Below are 17,428 nucleotides of genomic sequence, written 5' to 3'. Positions count from 1 at the left end.
CCCTCATTTTGCAGGCCAAATGAATACAGCTAATGTACCGTTTCCGACATGACTGCCCACGACAGGGCCGACGTTCGTCAGCACTTTCTCTTCCAGTGTAAAATGTCCTGACAGCTCTTTCAGGAACTCTTCACCAGAAGACGGTTCAGCCGTATGACCCACGGCCACATTGATTTTGTCTACACCTTGAATATCCTTCTTAAATAATTCAATCATACGGGCAATAGCCTTCTTACGGCCTCTAACTTTCTCGACCGCATATATTATTCCTTCTGCATCAATAGAAAGGATCGGCTTAATATTAAGAAGCGTTCCCAGAATGGCCGAGGCCTTTCCGATTCTCCCGCCTTTTTGTAAATATTCAAGTGTATCTACCAAGAAGTAAAGCTTACGAGATTGGCGCAGACTTTCTACAGCTTCAAGAATCGCTTCGGGACTCTTATCTTCAGCAGCCAACCTGGCGGCTTCCACCACCATAAATCCAAAACCGTAAGAAGCGGAGAGAGAATCTACTACAGTGATCCCTTCTCCCTCTTCCTCCAACATCGATTTAGCCAATAGTGCTGATTGATACGTACCGCTTAGTCCAGAAGAAATATGAAACGAAAGGATAGGACTTCCCGGGGAACGTTCCAGAATATCTCGATACACATTCATGTATTCAACCGGTGAAGGTTGAGAAGTAGTCGGCAACTGTGACGAGCGGGGAAGTCGCTCATAGAACTGCTCCGGCGTCATATCCAGATTGTCCCGGAAAGCCTCTTCGCCGAACATCAAGGTCAAAGGGACGACCTCAATGCCATACGTTTCCGCCATTGCTGGCGGGATATCAGATGTGCTGTCGGTGACGATAATGGTACGATTCATGGATTATCTCCCCCATACTATAATTTTGCCAACTACGTAATTAGCAAGTTGCTTCTGAACTGTTATAGAACCCTCAGCATCTATCTATGGCTCTACGGAGAAAAGATAATAATAAAGGGGTTGGCCACCCTCATGAATCTCTACTTCCACATTCGGGTAAGTCTCTTCCAGCCAATCTCTTAAGGAATCTGTGACCTCAGAATCAGTTTCTGCTCCAATAAGGATCGTAACGATTTCATCGCCATTCTCAAGCATGTTGGACAGCAGGGCCTGACTTGCAGCTAACAGATCATCTGCGGCAGCGACAATTTTGGAATTTGAAATTCCGATAAATTGCCCGGATTTAATCTCCAGATCATCAAAACTTGTATCACGGACAGCATTTGTTACTTGTCCTGACTTGACCTGTGAGATTGCTTCTAGCATGTTCCCAGAATTAATTTCCACGGAATCCTCTTCTTGGAACGCAAAGGCTGCAGCGATTCCTTGAGGAATGCTTTTACTTGGAATAACCGTAATCTCACGTTCGCCCTCCAAGAGATCTTTAGCTTGCTGAGCGGCAAGAACAATATTGGAGTTATTCGGCAGAATATATACATGCTTCGCAGATATAGAAGAAATCGCGTTCACGAAATCCTCTGTACTAGGGTTCATAGTCTGACCTCCAGCTAGGACAACATCCACACCGAGACTTTTGAATATATCTGCAATCCCAGCCCCTGATGATACTGCGATGAATCCGTAAGGTGCCAAATCATCTGCTGGTGGTTCGGCTGGAGCTGATTGTACCCGGCTCTGTTCATCCGGCATATCAGCGAAAACATCTGGCATAGGTGCAATATCCATTCCTGCTGTTAGCAAGTCACGGTGTTGCTCACGCATATTGAGAATATGAATCTGCGTAATTTCCCCATAGAGGAGTGCCAGATTCAAAACTTCACCTGGAGCCTTGGAATGCACATGTACTTTAATGGTTTCATCATCCGAAATTACAATAATGGAATCTCCATTTACTGACAACGCTTTCCTAAAGGCTTCCTCATCAAAATCCGTTCTCACGTTACCGCCTAACTGGCGATTAATGAAGAACTCCATATCATATAGAAATTCTATGTCTTCTGTAGAAAGCTGTGATTGTGCAGAAGACTGTACAGAAGACAGTTCGCTTTCAGGTTTCTTTAACACCGGTACCGGTGTTGGCACGACTGGTGCCTGAGGTTGTCCTTTTACAGTTTCAGACACACCGGAGCTTCCGCTCGTCAGATGCTGGTGAAACCCTTCATAAATATAGACCAACCCTTGACCTCCAGAATCTACGACACCGACTTGCTTCAAGACAGGCAATTGTTCCGGTGTATAGGCTAAGGCTTCCTTTGCTTTGGCCAATACCTCTGTCATGAGCTCTGTAACATCTGTAGTTCGGCGAGCATAGTAGACAGCATGTCTCGCAGCCTCTTTAGCCACTGTAAGAATAGTTCCTTCTACAGGCTTCACAACTGCTTTATAGGCTGCGTCCACTCCGCTTTGCAGTGCAGCAGCAAATTGCTGTGTGTTTAGCTCATCATGCTGAGCTGCAGATCTGCTAAATCCTCTGAACAATTGAGATAAAATAACACCGGAGTTCCCCCGCGCGCCCATTAACAAGCCCTTAGAGAGTACACCTGCACATTGACCGACAGACATTGTATTATTTTTCTTCAATTCATTCGCACCTGCGGTCATCGTCAAATTCATGTTAGTTCCGGTATCTCCGTCTGGAACCGGAAAAACATTTAGGGAATTGACGTGTTCTGCATGCTGTTGCAGCTTATCCGCTCCAGCCAATACCATAGCGGTAAAATCTGTTCCGTTTATAGAACGCTTACTCAATTGAGAATTCCCCTTCCTAACTTCATGCCTAATCATTCTATGATTAACAGGACATAATGCACTAATTTACATTGTACTATAAGTATTAAAAGAAATAAATGTTTTTGAATCGGTTGACGTAGCAAAATTTGCTGTGATATTATAGATAAGTATTGTTTTATGCAGGTGTTAGGAATAAGGAGGTGTAATCTATGTCCCGCAAATGTGCAGTAACAGGCAAGAAACCGAGCAGCGGTAACAACGTGTCTCACGCCAATAACCGCAACCGTCGTACTTGGGGAGTTAACGTTCAGAAGGTCCGTATCCTCGTGAACGGTAAACCAAAACGCGTGTACGTCAGCACCCGTGCTTTGAAAGCCGGTAAAGTTGAACGCGTTTAGTCTTTTGCAATTTTAAAGACCGAGCGATCACTCATATGAAGCAAAAAGCACCCTTTACATTTGTAAGGTGCTTTTTTTCATGTTTTCTTTTCTGTTCCAAGCCCAAGATCAACTCTTCTGAAATGTGTTCAAAATCGCTTTAACAAAACCTCCCAAAAACCTTGGCAGCTTAAACGTGTAAAATTTCATGGTTTACCCTCCCATCAATTCATGCCGTACGCAGGAGACTTTCTTCTTGTTCTAACGGTAACGTACTGCAGTCCTCCCTGCCAAAACAAAAAAGGCTACATGAGATTTCTGCTCATGTAACCATATTTATGCGTCAAGGACTTGGCCTATACCTTTAGTCGTAATAGCCTATTTTTTTAACGAAGTGCCGCTTCCGCTGCTTCTCGAATTTCAAGGATCGCTGCAGCACGGTCACTCCGGCCAAAAACTGCATTTCCTGCAACCAAAACATCTGCCCCTGCACTAACAACCAATGGCGCAGTGGCTTCCGAAACACCACCATCGACTTCAATAAGTAAATCGGGATTAACTTCATTCGCCCATTCTCTAATTTGAGTAATTTTACGCAAAGTGTTAGGAATGAATGCTTGACCTCCAAAGCCAGGATTAACAGTCATCACGAGAACCATATCCACATCCTCAAGCACCTCACGCACCGCTGATGCCGGAGTGCCCGGATTAATAGCTACTCCTGCCTTAAGACCCAATTCCTTGATCTGATGCACCACACGGTGTAAATGAACGCAAGCCTCAGCGTGCACAGTAATCACACTAGCGCCTGCAGCAGCAAAATCAGAAATATAACGTTCTGGAGACTCAATCATTAAGTGAACGTCTAGTGGAAGTTTGGTATGTAACGAGACTGCTTTTACGATTGGTGGACCAAGCGTTATATTCGGCACAAAATGCCCGTCCATTACATCCACATGGATCCAATCTCCACCACTGACCTCAGCTTCTGCAACTTCTGAACCTAAACTCGCGAAATCGGCAGACAATATAGATGGTGCTATTCGTATCATAACTTAGTACCTCCGCTTTTTATCTTTCATTTCATTAAAAAATAATTTGTAATGTTCATACCGGCTATCAGCAATAGTTCCGGCCTTCCATGCCTCGATAACTCGGCAGCCTGGTTCATGCTGATGACTACAACCACGGAATTTACAATCCCCAGCATAGTTTGCGAATTCACGGAAACAAGTAGAGAGCTCTTCAACCCCAAGCTCAAGAAAATCAAGCTGACTAAAACCAGGGGTATCCGCTACAAATCCCCCCCCGCCAATATCCATCAATTCTACATGGCGAGTAGTATGACGACCACGGCCCAGACGTAAGCTGATCTCACCTGTCTCCAGTTTAAGTCCTGGCACAATACGATTCAATAAGGTCGACTTTCCTACCCCAGATTGTCCGGCAAATACACTGATGCCACCCGTAAGCCGCTCTCTTAGTTCATCACTGCCAGCTCCTGTAATTGAGCTTGTAACCATCACTTCATAACCAATATCTTCATAGAGCTCTTTAACATACTTAGTGGCTTCACCATTATCATTAGCCAAATCCTGTTTGGTCAGAACTATTAAGGGTTCCAGTCCCGAGTGTTCAATATGAACCAGGAACTTGTCCAATAGATTCAGGTTCATATCAGGTTCCCGCACAGAAAATAGTAGAACGGCAAGGCTTACATTCGCTACAGGTGGACGAATTAACTCAGATTCTCTAGGGAGAAGCTCATCCACCATCCCTTCACCATGCTCAGTCAGCATATACATCACACGGTCTCCTACAAGAGGAGCGATCCCCTTTTTCTTAAGTATGCCTCGGCCTCTGCATTGAACTGAATCTTCCTCTGTTGCAATTAATCCTTCACGAAGCGGTTTTACGTAATAATATCCGCTTAACGCCTTTACTATTATTCCTTCAGGCATACATAGTGAGCCTTCCTCTCCTGATTTTGCGAAAATGACCCAAGTTTGAAAATCCCCCGGGTCACTTCGCTGCCACAACTATTCATGTACTTCTACCCTGATTAGTTATCGCTTTTATCTTTAGATTTGTCTTTGTTTTTATTATTATGCTTGTCATCATTTTTATTACTGTTCTTGTTGTTACCACTATTGCTCGATTCATTATTCACCGAATTGTTAGTAAGGAATCCCGTCTGATTGACTGATCCAGTATTATTAGACCCATCGTTGTCTGAACTTGGAGGCAGAATCTCAGGTTCAATGGTCGGTTCAGCAGTAGGTGTAGGATCTGTCGGTGTCTGAGTCGGCTGCGGAGTCGGAACCGTCGGTGGTTCAGGTTCTTGCACCGTGCCATTCTTCGCATCAATATATGGGATCACATAAGTGTCTAACAGCACACCATCTCGGGTAACAATAACAGAGCCATCTTTATTCGGAGCAAGCACTAGATTAACGGACAGCACTTGGCTCTTTCCAATGGTACGCGTTCCCCAATCTTGTTTCTCACCATTATTGCGCGCATCAACGAACTCAATTCGAATCTTGCTCTTCTTTCCATCCTGTGCAGGAGCTACTGGTACATTAAAGGTATAATTCAGGGCTTCAGGTGGATAACCTGTACTTAAGTAAATCGTAATCGCTGTTCCAGGTGGAACAGAGGTACCTTTCTCAAAAGCCCAAGTTTTCGTTACCTTGCCTTCATCAACTGTGAAGCTGGATTCTTCCTTTACATCTCCTAGCACCAGCTTGTATTGTTCCAAAAGCGCCTTAGCTTCACTCTCCGTCTTACCGATGAGGTCTGGCATCGTGACACTTTCTTCCCCTTTGCTAACGTAGAGGGTGACTGAAACCGTCTCAGGATCAAACTCGCTTTCAAAGGCCGGATCTGATTTTATAACCTTACCCACCGCCGTATTTTCATCGAAGAGAGGTTCATTCTTAATTTGATTCTGGGGTACACCCTTTGCCATCAGCGCTTTAACCGCTTCGTCGAAAGTGTAATTCGTTACATCTGGCATCTTAGTTAATGGTTTTGCCGTATTCACAGTTAGAATTAGGGAGGCTCCCTTTTTCACTTTGGCGTCCTTTTCCCTACTTTGCTTCATAACCACATTCTCTTCGAAATTCGGACTGTAGTCATACAGTATAGGATCAGCAACCTCAAGCCCCAAATCCTCAAGTTCAGTCTTGGCTTGTTCCAGCTGTTTACCGACCACGTATGGCACCGATACCTCCGGAACAACTAATTGGGATTTAACGTACCACACGAGACTGGCCATGGCCAGCAATAACACTAAAGTTAGGCCAATCCATATCGCAGGCTTAGTCCATTGTTTTTTACCTTTTTTCACAGGTACCGGATCGTCATCGTCGTCTTCATCAGTATCCATCCGGTCGTGGCGATGATTACGATTGCCATTACTTCTTTGGATCGGTTTAATCGCTGGTATTACCCGCGTTCGATCCTCGTCTTCCTCATCGTTAAAAAGAACTTTTGCTTCACTACGCCGCTCAGGCAGCAAGCAGGTTTCTAAATCCTGCAGCATTTGCTTTGCAGACTGATAGCGCTCTTCCGGATTTTTACGCATCGATCTTAGAATTACATTCTCAACGCTTTGCGGAATAAGTGGGTTCAAGAGCCTTGGTTCTTCAAACTCTTCTTGCAGATGTTTTAGAGCTACGCTAATCGGACTCTCCCCTAAGAATGGAAGACTTCCGGTAAGCATTTGATAGAGTACAATCCCTAATGAATACAGGTCGGATTTCTCTCCTGTTGAGACACCTTTAGCATGCTCTGGTGAGAAATAATGAACGGAACCTACTACAGAGCCTGTCTGAGTAATGGTAGTAGATGTTACCGCACGAGCAATACCGAAATCCGTCACCTTCACCCGGCCATTGCGCCCGATCAATATATTATGTGGTTTAATATCCCGATGAATAATTTGATTCTGATGAGCGTGATCAAGTGCATCACAGATTTGTGAAGCGATCCTTACGGACTCGTCAACCTGTAATGGCGCTCGTTCTTTTATAATTTCATTAAGATTCTTGCCTTCAATATATTCCATAACAATATAATGAATTTCGTCTTCTTGCCCTACATCGTAAATACTAACCACATTCGGATGAGACAAAGATGCAGCTGATTGCGCCTCACGCCTAAAACGGCGGATAAATTCCTCGTCATGAACAAATTGATTACGCAATACTTTTATGGCGACGTTTCGGTTTAAAAGAATGTCATGTGCTCTATAGACGAGCGCCATTCCACCTCCGCCGATCCGTTCGATGACTTGGTAACGGCCGCCCAGTTCGTGACCGATCATCAATCCCACTCCTTTGTTTCGGGCACAGCGGCCTCTCCATGATGTTCTAACAAAGCGACGCTAATATTATCGCCGCCGCCAGCAAGCAGTGCCAACTGAAGTAAGCGGTCCGCTCTTTCCTCTAACGGTATCTCATGTATTCCCGCTACCTTGCCCAAATGCTCATTGTTAACAAAATTACTTAAACCATCACTGCACAGAAGCAAAAGTTCCCCAGGTAGCAGGGTAACAGGGGCTAAATCAACCAGCACCTCAGCATCTGTTCCAAGTGCTCTCGTCAGCACATTCCGTCTAGGATGATTATCTAATTCCTCCACACTGATCTGACCGTTCTTGAACAGCTCATTGACTAGCGTGTGATCTTCGGTTAATTGAACTGCTGCACTGTCCTTTATTAAATAGGCTCTGCTGTCTCCGATATGGCCAATATATCCGTTTGAACCATTCATCAGGGCAGCAACGACTGTAGTACCCATATTGTGGTACTTATCGTCGCTGGAAGCCTCCTTGAAGACAGTGCTGTTAGCTTCCAAAATAGCAGCTGATAACGCATCACGCAGTGCTTCGTCCTGAAGCTCAGGCAGGAGCCCGTCCAGGGTATTCCTCATCGTCTCCAAAGCAAGCCTGCTCGCGGTTTCACCAGCCTGATGTCCACCCATCCCATCGGCAATTATGCCGAGTGTATAACCGTGGCGCGTCGCGCCGATCCAGACCGAATCCTCATTGACAGAGCGCACTCGGCCAATATCGCTGGCATGAACTGTTCTGATCAAATATCCTCACCCCAACTCCATATGTTTGGCACGCAGCTGTCCGCATGCGGCCGCGATATCATGGCCTTGCTCACGGCGAATGGTAACATTCACGCCGTTGTCAGCCAAAATACGTTGAAACTCAAAGATATCATTGCGTGAAGTACGTACATATTTCCGCTCTGGCACGTGGTTTACTGGAATTAAATTGACGTGGCACAGCATGTTCTTAAGCACGCCTGCTAATTCCTCAGCATGCTCCGGCTGATCATTCACCCCGCCGATGAGTGCATACTCAAAGCTGACCCGTCGACCCGTCTTAGCTTGATAATAACGTAAAGATTCAATCACATCATCAAACGGAAAGCGGCGGTTAACTGGCATTAGCTTCGAACGCAGTTTGTCGTTAGGTGCATGAATCGAAATCGCTAAATTTATTTGTGTATCTTCTTCTGCAAATTTATAAATGCTCGGCACAATCCCGCTAGTGGAAACAGTAATATGCCGTTGTCCGATATTTAGACCTTTCTCATGAATCATAAGACGTAAGAATCTCATAGTTGCATCATAGTTCTCAAACGGCTCACCAGTACCCATGATAACAATACTGCTGACACGTTCACCCCGCTCATCCAAGATCTGTTGAGAGCGTACAACCTGAGCTACAATTTCACCTGCGGTCAAATCACGTTTTAATCCACCAAGCGTGGAGGCGCAGAAAGTACAGCCGATTCGGCAGCCTACTTGAGTAGTTACACAAACGCTATTTCCATAATTATGTTTCATGATAACTGTTTCGATCGCATGATCATCATGCAATCCAAACAGAAATTTTACTGTTCCATCTTTGGATTCCATTTTAGTAATCTCAGTAAGTGCTGCAATGGAGAATTGCTCGTTCAGCTTCTGACGAAGTCCTTTAGACAAATTGCTCATGGATTCGAAGTCACTTACACGTTTTACATACAACCAATCAAAAATCTGTCCACCACGAAAAGCAGGCTCACCGTTATCTTTCGCCCACTGCTGTAACTCTTCTAAAGAAAAATCATATATTAAAGGTTTCATTATTATTAGCACCTGTTCTTTCATAAGGATATGCGTATTATTTCTCATTCTTCCTATTTTAACACAAATTTCAGAGACGGTAAAAGAAATAGCCCGCCGTACGTTAGCCCGGCGGGCGGAAGATACAACAATTGTCAGTAAATCTGCTATATTACAAGACTCTTTGAAGCTTGGAGATATAGAACCCGTCACTGCCATAATGGTGCGGTAATATCTGAATTCCCTCACCTTCAGCCAGCGCAGTACCTTCCAATCTGTCCCACAACGGGGAAGCAAATGTTATAGAAGTGAACTCAGGATTTTGTTTCAAAAAGGAAGCTACTACTTCACTATTTTCCGCTTGTTCAGTCGTACAGGTACTATAAACTAGAACACCACCTGGTTTCAACAGTTTAGAGACTGATTGCAGTAATTGACCCTGCAGTGACGCTACACTGACAACATCCTCAGGCTGCTTACGCCATTTGAGATCTGGCTTACGGCGGATGACGCCAAGCCCAGAGCAAGGCGCATCCAATAGAATTCTGTCGAAGGAATAATGCTCAAGTGTATGCTCCAGCTCCAGTGCATCTGCACTGCCTGTTACTACGCTTTCGAGGCCTAACCGTGCAGCTTGATCCGAGATAAGCTTAGCTTTATGCGGATGCAAATCGTTAGCGAGAACAGATCCTTCATCTTTCATCAGCTCGCCCATATGGGCTGTTTTGCCCCCAGGCGCGGCGCAGCAATCAAGCACTCTCATTCCAGGCTCAGGTGCAACAGCTTCAGCTACAAGCATGGAGCTCTCATCCTGAATAGATAAATATCCATCCCGATACCAGGATGAAAGAGCAAGATTCCCGCCGCCTTTTACAACAATACCATAAGGACTTACATCAGAAGCAGAAGCTTGCAGACCTTGTTCAATCATCTGACTCAACAGCGCTTCACGGCTGATCATCGTAGTATTTACGCGTACACTGACAGCGGGTGGCTCATTGTTAGCAGCGCAAATAGCTTCCGCAGCGTCAACACCATACTCGGTAATCCAGCGCTTCACTAACCATATAGGATGGGAATACTGAATAGATATCCGCTTCGCAGGACTCAATCCATCAGGTATTACCGGCAGATCTCCAGCGCGCAGCACACTACGAAGCACGCCATTAACCATACCCGAAATTCCTTGATGGCCCTTTTTCTTAGCTATATTAACAGCCTCGTTTACAGCTGCATGAGAGGGTATGCGATCCAGGTACATAATTTGATATAAACTTAGACGCAGTAAGTTACGCACCCAGGGCTGCAATTTAGCGGTCCCTTTGCTAACAAATTCCTCGAGCACATAATCAAGTGTATTCATCCGAGAGATGGTACCATAGACAAGCTCTGTAACTAATCCAGCATCTTCCCTGCTGAGTGCAGACTTCTGCAGACTGCTGTTCAGCAATAAGTTACTGTAAGCCCCTTGCTGTTCGACCTTAACCAGGATATCGAGTGCGATATCGCGGGCAGAAGCTGTAACAGCTTTACCTTTATTTCCCGTGCCGCCCTTATTACCACCCGCGCTCAACCTAGCACCGTCCCTGGTTTCATGACACCGCCACGGCTAAAGTCCGCAGCGCTCATCGCTTTTTTACCAGCAGGTTGAACCGTAGTTAGCAGCAGACTTCCGTCTCCAGTCTTAACCTCGACACCCTGTTCAGAGACCGAAAGTACCGTTCCTGGCACAGTATCCGTTGATTTCTGCTCAGCAGGAATTTTTGAAGCCCATACTTTGAAGGTCTCTCCATTCCAAAGCGTAAACGCACCGGAAAAAGGTACTAATCCACGAATTCGATTATAGTTATCACGTGAGCCAGCGTTCCAATCCAAACGCTCATCCTCACGATTCAGGTTAGGAGCAAAGGTCGCTTGACTGTCGTCTTGCGGAGTCGCGTGAACAAGGCCGTTTACTAATCGCGGCATTTCAGACTTCAAGAGATCACGTCCAGCAAGACTAAGCTTCTCGAACATCGTGCCGGAAGTATCCTCATCCTCGATAGCCACCTCGACGCGCGAGATCATATCTCCAGTGTCAAGTCCTTCAGCCATATACATCAAGGTAACACCGGTAACTTTCTCACCGTTAATGATGCTGCGTTGAATCGGTGCGCCACCCCGGTATTTAGGAAGCAGTGAACCATGAACATTCACACAACCATTACGCGGCAAATCCAATACAGCTTTCGGCAAAATCTGACCATATGCAGCGGTCACAATTAGATCAGGCTCATATGCAGCTAGCTCTGCGACAGCCTCAGGCTTGCGCATCCGTTCAGGCTGGAGCACAGGTAAACCTAGAGATAATGCGGCTTCCTTAACTGGTGAAGGAGCCAATATCTTTTTACGTCCTTGCGGTCGATCTGGTTGGGTGACGACGGCTACAACTTCATAGCCCTCATCCATCAGCATTTGCAAGCTTGGCACCGCAAAGGCTGGGGTTCCCATGAATACAATCTTCATATTCTCACTCCTCAGTCTCGCTCAGTTCAGCTGTCATCTCATATACTTTTTCTGCGATATCCGTAAACAATACTCCGTTCAGATGGTCAATCTCATGTTGAAAAGCCCGAGCAAGTAAACCACTGCCGGTAATGGTAATTTCTTTTCCCTCACGGTTAAGACCACGTACGGTAACTGTCTCTGCACGGCGTACATCACCATTCAATCCAGGAATACTAAGACATCCTTCAGGTCCAAGCTGTTCGCCTTCTGTACCGATGATTTCCGGATTAATCATTTTGATCAGCCCGTGCTCTTCATCTGCATCTACCACAATTAGGCGCTTCAAAATACCAACTTGCGGAGCCGCCAGCCCTACACCTTCAGCGTCATACATCGTATCAGCCATATCATCTAACAATTTCTTCACATTAGGTGTAACTACAGTTACTTCTTTTGCTATTTTGTGCAACACTTCATCCGGTTCCTTAACGATCATACGAATCGCCATTACAAACACCTTCCCGTTCTGTACATCTCTATATTTAGAGTTTATTGATCTAGCTCTTTTTTTACATTGTAACATGATAACGATTTACATCAACATTTGCGGATCAACATCAATGCTGATCTGGAGCCCTGTATCCCGTACAGAATCCTCCAACTCCTCAGCCACTTGCCGAACAAGCCCTATCACATCGATGGCGCCGCGCCATTTTATCATACATTGGAATCTATATCTACCCTTTAAGCGAGGGATTGGAGAAGCTACAGGACCTAACAGATCTAGTACATCCGTAGTTAGCTTATCTAGACTCCCATACCATCTTAGATTTCTAGCCTTCCCCTGCAGATTCATAGCGTAATTCTCTGCCATCCGGAGGAGTAGCGGTAACTGCTCATGAGATAATGTAACGAGTATTAGTCTGCAATAAGGCGGATAATGTAGCCCTCTGCGATGCTTCAACTCTTCCCTTACAAAAGAGAGATAGTCATGCCCGCTAGCATGAATAATAGAATAATGCTCCGGTGTATAAGACTGAACAACTACCTCACCCGGTAGCTGATGCCGACCCGCTCTTCCCGCAACTTGTGTAAGCAATTGGAATGTCTTCTCCGCTGCTCGAAAATCGGGCAAGTTCAACGCGGAGTCTGCTGTAATTACACCTACTAGAGTTACGTCAGGAAAATCCAACCCCTTCGCTACCATCTGAGTACCCAGCAGAACATCCGCTTTTTTGTCTCTGAATTGATTCAGCAGCTTCTCATGAGAACCCTTTTCAGTCGTTGTATCCACATCCATACGAATCACCCGTATTCCCGGGAACAACTTACCAAGCTCTTCTTCCACTCGCTGCGTCCCCGTTCCGAAGAAGCGGATATGCTCACTTCCACACTCTGGACAAAGTTTCGGTGCTGGCTCTGCATGACCACAATAATGACAACGCAAATTGTCACTACGGCTGTGGTACGTCAACGAAATATCACACTCTGGGCAGCCTGCTACATAACCACAACTCCGGCACATGACAAACGTTGAGAAACCTCTACGGTTAAGCAATAACACTGTCTGTTCTCCACGTTCCAGCCTTTCAGCCAATGCAGAATGAAGCTTCCGACTGAACATGGAGCGGTTCCCTTCTTTGAGCTCTTCCCGCATATCCACAACATTTACCTTGGGCAGCTCGTTGCCAAGCGCGCGCGTAGGCATCTCAAGAAGTACTGGTGAAAAATGAATATCACTCTGCGCTCTAGCAGCATGATAGCTTTCTAACGAAGGCGTGGCGGAGCCTAAAATCACGGCTGCCCCACACTGTTCGGCTCTGCGAATCGCAGCGTCACGAGCATGATATTTCGGATTTTCTTCCTGCTTATAGGAGGTCTCATGCTCCTCATCCATAATAATCAAACCTAGATTAGAGAACGGTGCAAACACCGCCGACCGGGCGCCAACGGCAACCGTAGCTTTTCCTTCACGGATTTTCCGCCACTCATCATAACGCTCACCGACAGATAATCGGCTATGCATTACCGCCACACCACTCCCGAACCGCCCTTTAAAACGCTCCACCATCTGTGGTGTTAATGCGATTTCCGGGACGAGAACGACGGCCTGTCTCCCCTGATCCATACAACGTTTGATGCATTGCAAATAGATCTCAGTTTTACCGCTCCCTGTAACGCCATGTAACAGAAATACTTCATGCATCTGTTCTTCTAGCGTTCGTGAAATACGATTGTATACAACCTCTTGCTCTGCTGTAAGTGGCAGAGGCGTAGTAGGCTTAAAATCACGTCCTTGATAAGGGTCGCGATAGACTTCAATTTCACTGATTTCGATAAAGCCTTTTTCCTCTAACCCCTTCACGGTACTTGCCGTGACTTGAAGCGCTGATAAGACTTCCTTAAGCGCCATGGGGAGTGTGGCTTCCCTTTCGATCAGAAAGCTTAGTACTTCCTTCTGTCGCGCCGATTTTTTCGGGAATTTGTTCAACGCTTCACGAGCAGCCGTAATTCCTATTGCAAGATCTACCGCTTTCAGTTTCTTCTTGCCCATCTTATCTTTGATCGATTGGCTCTCTACAAGCACTCCACGCCTTAGCATGAACTTCACCGTCTCCGCAGCCTCTGGAAATGCACGGGTAAGTTGCTTCATGGATACTTCGCCATTACGTCCAATAAATTCAGTAATTAGTCGTTCCTCATTCCCTGTATCGACAAACATAGGGAATAATTCATCATCCGGAAAGGCTGTCTCTTCCTCCACATCTCCCAGCGAGATCAGTCGTTCTGCCTTCCCCTTTAGAGCGGTAGGCAGCATCGCCTGCAGGGCTGATATTCGTCTGCATGCATATCTTTTACTCATCCAGTCTGCTAGCTCAACTAATTCAGGAGATAAAGGCGGAAGCAAATCCAGCACTTCTTGAATAGGCTTAAGACCCGGATTCACTAGTGTTTCTCCTGACTCCAGTGAAACGACAAAACCTTGCACTGTGCGGTGTCCGAACGGGACCGCTACCCGGCTGCCCACTTCAATCCATAACTTTAGTGATTCAGGAATACTATAATCAAATGGCCGGTCAGTGCTGCGTACAGGCACATCCACAATGACCTTGGCAATATCCATTATAATGAAGCTCCAGTAATTCGCTCTGCCACGAGTGTCAGCAAACGACGAGCAACCTCATCTTTGGACAATTGTGGCAATTCGAGCACCAATCCATCTACATCGTATATCGATACAATATTCGTATCCGATCCGAATCCGGCTCCTGCAGCCGCTACATTGTTCGCAACAATGAGATCGCAGTTTTTACGGACCAGCTTGTCCTTTGCATAAAATTCTGTATTTCCTGTCTCCGCAGCAAAGCCGATCAAGAACTGCTTATCCTTACTCTTACCTAACGTTTCCAAGATATCCGTTGTTTTTATAAGCTCAAGAGTTAGCGTATCTCCATTTTTTTTAATTTTGGATGTTTCACTATGCTTAGGTCGATAATCTGATACAGCCGCCGCCTTGATCATAATGTCGCAGTTGTCCCACAGCGCAGTAACCGCATCATACATCTCTTGTGCGGATTGAACACGAATAACGGAAAGATCCGGGTCTTGAGGAGGTTCTTCATCTGTTCGAGCAGCAATTAAAGTAACCTCAGCCCCCATAGCACGTGCAGCACGCGCCAAAGCAAAACCCATTTTACCGGAGGAATCATTGGAGATATAGCGTACCGGATCAATCCGTTCTACTGTACCTCCTGCTGTGATGACGATCTTTTTACCCTTAAGAGGTTTAGACTTCACACTTTCTTGCAGCGCAAAAAACTCCTCAACATGACTTACAATCGTCTCCGGCTCCTCTAAACGACCTTTACCCACGTAACCACATGCCAGCAAACCTTCCCCTGGCTCAATAAACTGAATTCCTCGTTTAGCAAGGGTATCCAAATTGCTTAGTACAGCGGGATGCTGATACATATGGACATTCATAGCCGGTGCCACCATTATAGGTGCAGTAGTAGCGAGTAACGTAGTGGATAACATATCATCCGCAATGCCATGCGCCATTTTAGCAATAATATTCGCAGTTGCAGGTGCTACTATTACAAGATCGGCTGAATCAGCCAAATCAATATGTGAGATAGAGGATGGATCCCGTTCCTGGAATGTATCGCTGTATACTCGTTGCTTCGACAGTGACTGTAGAGTTAATTCTGTAATGAACTGCTTTGCCGAAGCTGTCATAATGACATGAACTTCAGCTCCTTTTTGGACAAGCTTACTGGTCAGGGCCGCTGCTTTGTAAGCAGCAATTCCTCCTGTAATCCCAAGTAAAATAGTCTTCCCCTTCAAGCTCTTCAACATGATCTCCCCCCTGTTCCCTACTCTTACAACGAATGATCTATTTCTTTACTACTTATATTTTATATTTTGAGAAAAAAATAACAACCTTCCGGTTGTCAGAAACAGCCCGGTCTTGGGCTATCATCATTCATTAAAGACCCATAAATGCTCCATAACCCAAGAAGAAACGGCATCGCCTAATTACAAATAGGCGGTATCCGTTTCTACAAAGGGTCTTATTTAAATAGGCTTGAGACTACTCTTCACCGCGGGTAAGAGTAATGCGATCTTCGTAAATTTCTTCAAGAGCAACACCGACAAATTTATGCGATTTAGGGTTCTTCACATCTGTCTTGCCACCTTCACGCAATTGTCTAGCACGACGTGCTGCCGCTACAACGAGTGAATACTTACTGTCAACCTTGGTCATCATTTCATCAATGGATGGATATAGCACAGGGACACCTCTTCATAGTTTACTGGTAATACAATTTGGCCTTCAGCATACATTACCTAACTTTACAATGTTCGGCGATAATAATGCTTTCTATTCTCTTACAGGCCAGATCAATCTCATCATTCACAACAGCATAGTCGTAATGCTGCATTAGATTAATCTCATCCTCCGCTACAGTCATGCGGTGATCGATTACATCTGGATGTTCCGTACCCCGTCCGCGTATGCGATCCTTCAACTCATCCATAGAAGGTGGAAGAAGGAACACAAAAATACCTTCAGGGAATTTTTCTTTGACTTTGAGAGCTCCCTGAACCTCAATTTCGAGAATAATATCTTTGCCGCTATTGAGAGTTCTCTCTACAAAATCACGTGGAGTACCGTAAAAATTACCTACGTACTCCGCATATTCAAGCAGTTGGTCAGCTTCTATCATTGCCGCAAACTGCTCTTTACTTTTGAAAAAATAATTCACACCGTCTTCTTCACCCGCACGCGGACTGCGGGTAGTAGCAGAAACTGAGTAGACAAGCCCGGGCATCTTCGGTCGTAGTGCAGTACATACAGTACCTTTACCCACGCCGGAAGGTCCGGATAATATGATGAGCAATCCTTTTGACATAATACACTCCATTTAGTTGTTATTCGTCGTTGTCGTCATCTTTACTGGATAAGCGATGTGCCACAGTCTCCGGCTGTACAGCCGACAGAATGACATGATCACTATCTGTAATGATTACGGCACGAGTCCGTCGGCCATAGGTGGCGTCGATCAGCATATGCCGATCTCGAGCCTCCTGGATAATACGTTTGATTGGTGCAGATTCCGGACTGACGATGGAAATAATGCGGTTGGCAGACACAATATTCCCAAAGCCAATGTTAATAAGTTTGATTGCCATGTTCCGGTAGTTCCCCCCAT

At 45.5% G+C, this 17,428-nt stretch carries 17 protein-coding genes; 1 reads left to right on the top strand and 16 read right to left on the bottom strand.

Annotated elements, in window-relative coordinates; translation table 11 throughout:
* Nucleotides 1-3: 3 nt before the first annotated feature.
* Nucleotides 4-867, bottom strand: coding sequence for a DegV family protein (locus CA600_RS01340; protein WP_094868551.1), 864 nt, complete (start codon nt 865-867; stop codon nt 4-6).
* 84 nt (nt 868-951) lie between these two features.
* Entirely contained in the window at nt 952-2,736 is a 1,785-nt protein-coding gene (locus CA600_RS01335; protein ID WP_094868550.1) for a DAK2 domain-containing protein, read from the bottom strand.
* 191 nt (nt 2,737-2,927) lie between these two features.
* On the opposite strand from CA600_RS01335, the gene rpmB reads away from it, so the two are divergent.
* On the top strand, nt 2,928-3,116 hold the full coding sequence (gene rpmB / locus CA600_RS01330) for a 50S ribosomal protein L28 (RefSeq protein WP_042187400.1): 189 nt from the start codon (nt 2,928-2,930) through the stop codon (nt 3,114-3,116).
* 108 nt (nt 3,117-3,224) lie between these two features.
* On the opposite strand, the gene spoVM is transcribed toward rpmB, so the two are convergent.
* The 14 genes from spoVM to remA form a co-directional block, all read right to left on the bottom strand.
* Nucleotides 3,225-3,305, bottom strand: a complete 81-nt coding sequence (gene spoVM, locus CA600_RS01325; protein ID WP_020431362.1) for a stage V sporulation protein SpoVM — start codon at nt 3,303-3,305, stop codon at nt 3,225-3,227.
* 176 nt (nt 3,306-3,481) lie between these two features.
* Entirely contained in the window at nt 3,482-4,147 is a 666-nt protein-coding gene (gene rpe, locus CA600_RS01320) for a ribulose-phosphate 3-epimerase (protein ID WP_094868549.1), read from the bottom strand.
* Nucleotides 4,148-4,150: 3 nt separating this feature from the next.
* Nucleotides 4,151-5,056 carry a ribosome small subunit-dependent GTPase A gene (gene rsgA / locus CA600_RS01315; RefSeq protein WP_094868548.1) on the bottom strand — a complete coding sequence of 302 codons (906 nt, stop codon included), beginning with the start codon at nt 5,054-5,056 and terminating at the stop codon, nt 4,151-4,153.
* 101 nt (nt 5,057-5,157) lie between these two features.
* Nucleotides 5,158-7,425, bottom strand: a complete 2,268-nt coding sequence (pknB, locus tag CA600_RS01310; RefSeq protein ID WP_094868547.1) for a Stk1 family PASTA domain-containing Ser/Thr kinase — start codon at nt 7,423-7,425, stop codon at nt 5,158-5,160.
* On the bottom strand, nt 7,425-8,198 hold the full coding sequence (locus CA600_RS01305) for a Stp1/IreP family PP2C-type Ser/Thr phosphatase (protein ID WP_094868546.1): 774 nt from the start codon (nt 8,196-8,198) through the stop codon (nt 7,425-7,427). The genes pknB and CA600_RS01305 overlap by 1 nt, the downstream gene beginning before the upstream one ends.
* Nucleotides 8,199-8,204: 6 nt before the next feature.
* Nucleotides 8,205-9,245, bottom strand: coding sequence for a 23S rRNA (adenine(2503)-C(2))-methyltransferase RlmN (gene rlmN, locus CA600_RS01300; RefSeq protein WP_042187390.1), 1,041 nt, complete (start codon nt 9,243-9,245; stop codon nt 8,205-8,207).
* A gap of 151 nt (nt 9,246-9,396) precedes the next feature.
* Nucleotides 9,397-10,797, bottom strand: a complete 1,401-nt coding sequence (gene rsmB / locus CA600_RS01295) for a 16S rRNA (cytosine(967)-C(5))-methyltransferase RsmB (protein WP_094868545.1) — start codon at nt 10,795-10,797, stop codon at nt 9,397-9,399.
* Nucleotides 10,794-11,729, bottom strand: coding sequence for a methionyl-tRNA formyltransferase (gene fmt, locus CA600_RS01290; RefSeq protein WP_094868544.1), 936 nt, complete (start codon nt 11,727-11,729; stop codon nt 10,794-10,796). Before fmt ends, rsmB begins: the two co-directional genes overlap by 4 nt.
* Before the next feature lie 4 nt (nt 11,730-11,733).
* Entirely contained in the window at nt 11,734-12,219 is a 486-nt protein-coding gene (gene def / locus CA600_RS01285; protein ID WP_094868543.1) for a peptide deformylase, read from the bottom strand.
* Between the two features lie 84 nt (nt 12,220-12,303).
* The gene (gene priA / locus CA600_RS01280) at nt 12,304-14,835 is read right to left on the bottom strand and encodes a primosomal protein N' (protein ID WP_094868542.1); all 2,532 of its coding nucleotides are present in this window, start codon (nt 14,833-14,835) and stop codon (nt 12,304-12,306) included.
* Nucleotides 14,835-16,070, bottom strand: coding sequence for a bifunctional phosphopantothenoylcysteine decarboxylase/phosphopantothenate--cysteine ligase CoaBC (gene coaBC / locus CA600_RS01275; protein WP_094868541.1), 1,236 nt, complete (start codon nt 16,068-16,070; stop codon nt 14,835-14,837). Before coaBC ends, priA begins: the two co-directional genes overlap by 1 nt.
* A 235-nt stretch (nt 16,071-16,305) precedes the next feature.
* Complete coding sequence (gene rpoZ / locus CA600_RS01270; protein WP_094868540.1) at nt 16,306-16,506, bottom strand: DNA-directed RNA polymerase subunit omega; 201 nt, start codon at nt 16,504-16,506, stop codon at nt 16,306-16,308.
* A gap of 52 nt (nt 16,507-16,558) precedes the next feature.
* Entirely contained in the window at nt 16,559-17,128 is a 570-nt protein-coding gene (gmk, locus tag CA600_RS01265) for a guanylate kinase (RefSeq protein ID WP_094868539.1), read from the bottom strand.
* Nucleotides 17,129-17,147: 19 nt separating this feature from the next.
* The gene (gene remA / locus CA600_RS01260) at nt 17,148-17,408 is read right to left on the bottom strand and encodes an extracellular matrix/biofilm regulator RemA (RefSeq protein ID WP_006209218.1); all 261 of its coding nucleotides are present in this window, start codon (nt 17,406-17,408) and stop codon (nt 17,148-17,150) included.
* Nucleotides 17,409-17,428: the final 20 nt, after the last annotated feature.

Source organism: Paenibacillus sp. VTT E-133280, from assembly GCF_002264385.1.
Classification (GTDB): Bacteria; Bacillota; Bacilli; order Paenibacillales; family Paenibacillaceae; genus Paenibacillus_AQ; species Paenibacillus_AQ nitricinens.
The sequence above is the reverse complement of the archived record's forward strand: the minus strand, read 5'-3'. Positions and strand labels throughout refer to the sequence as shown.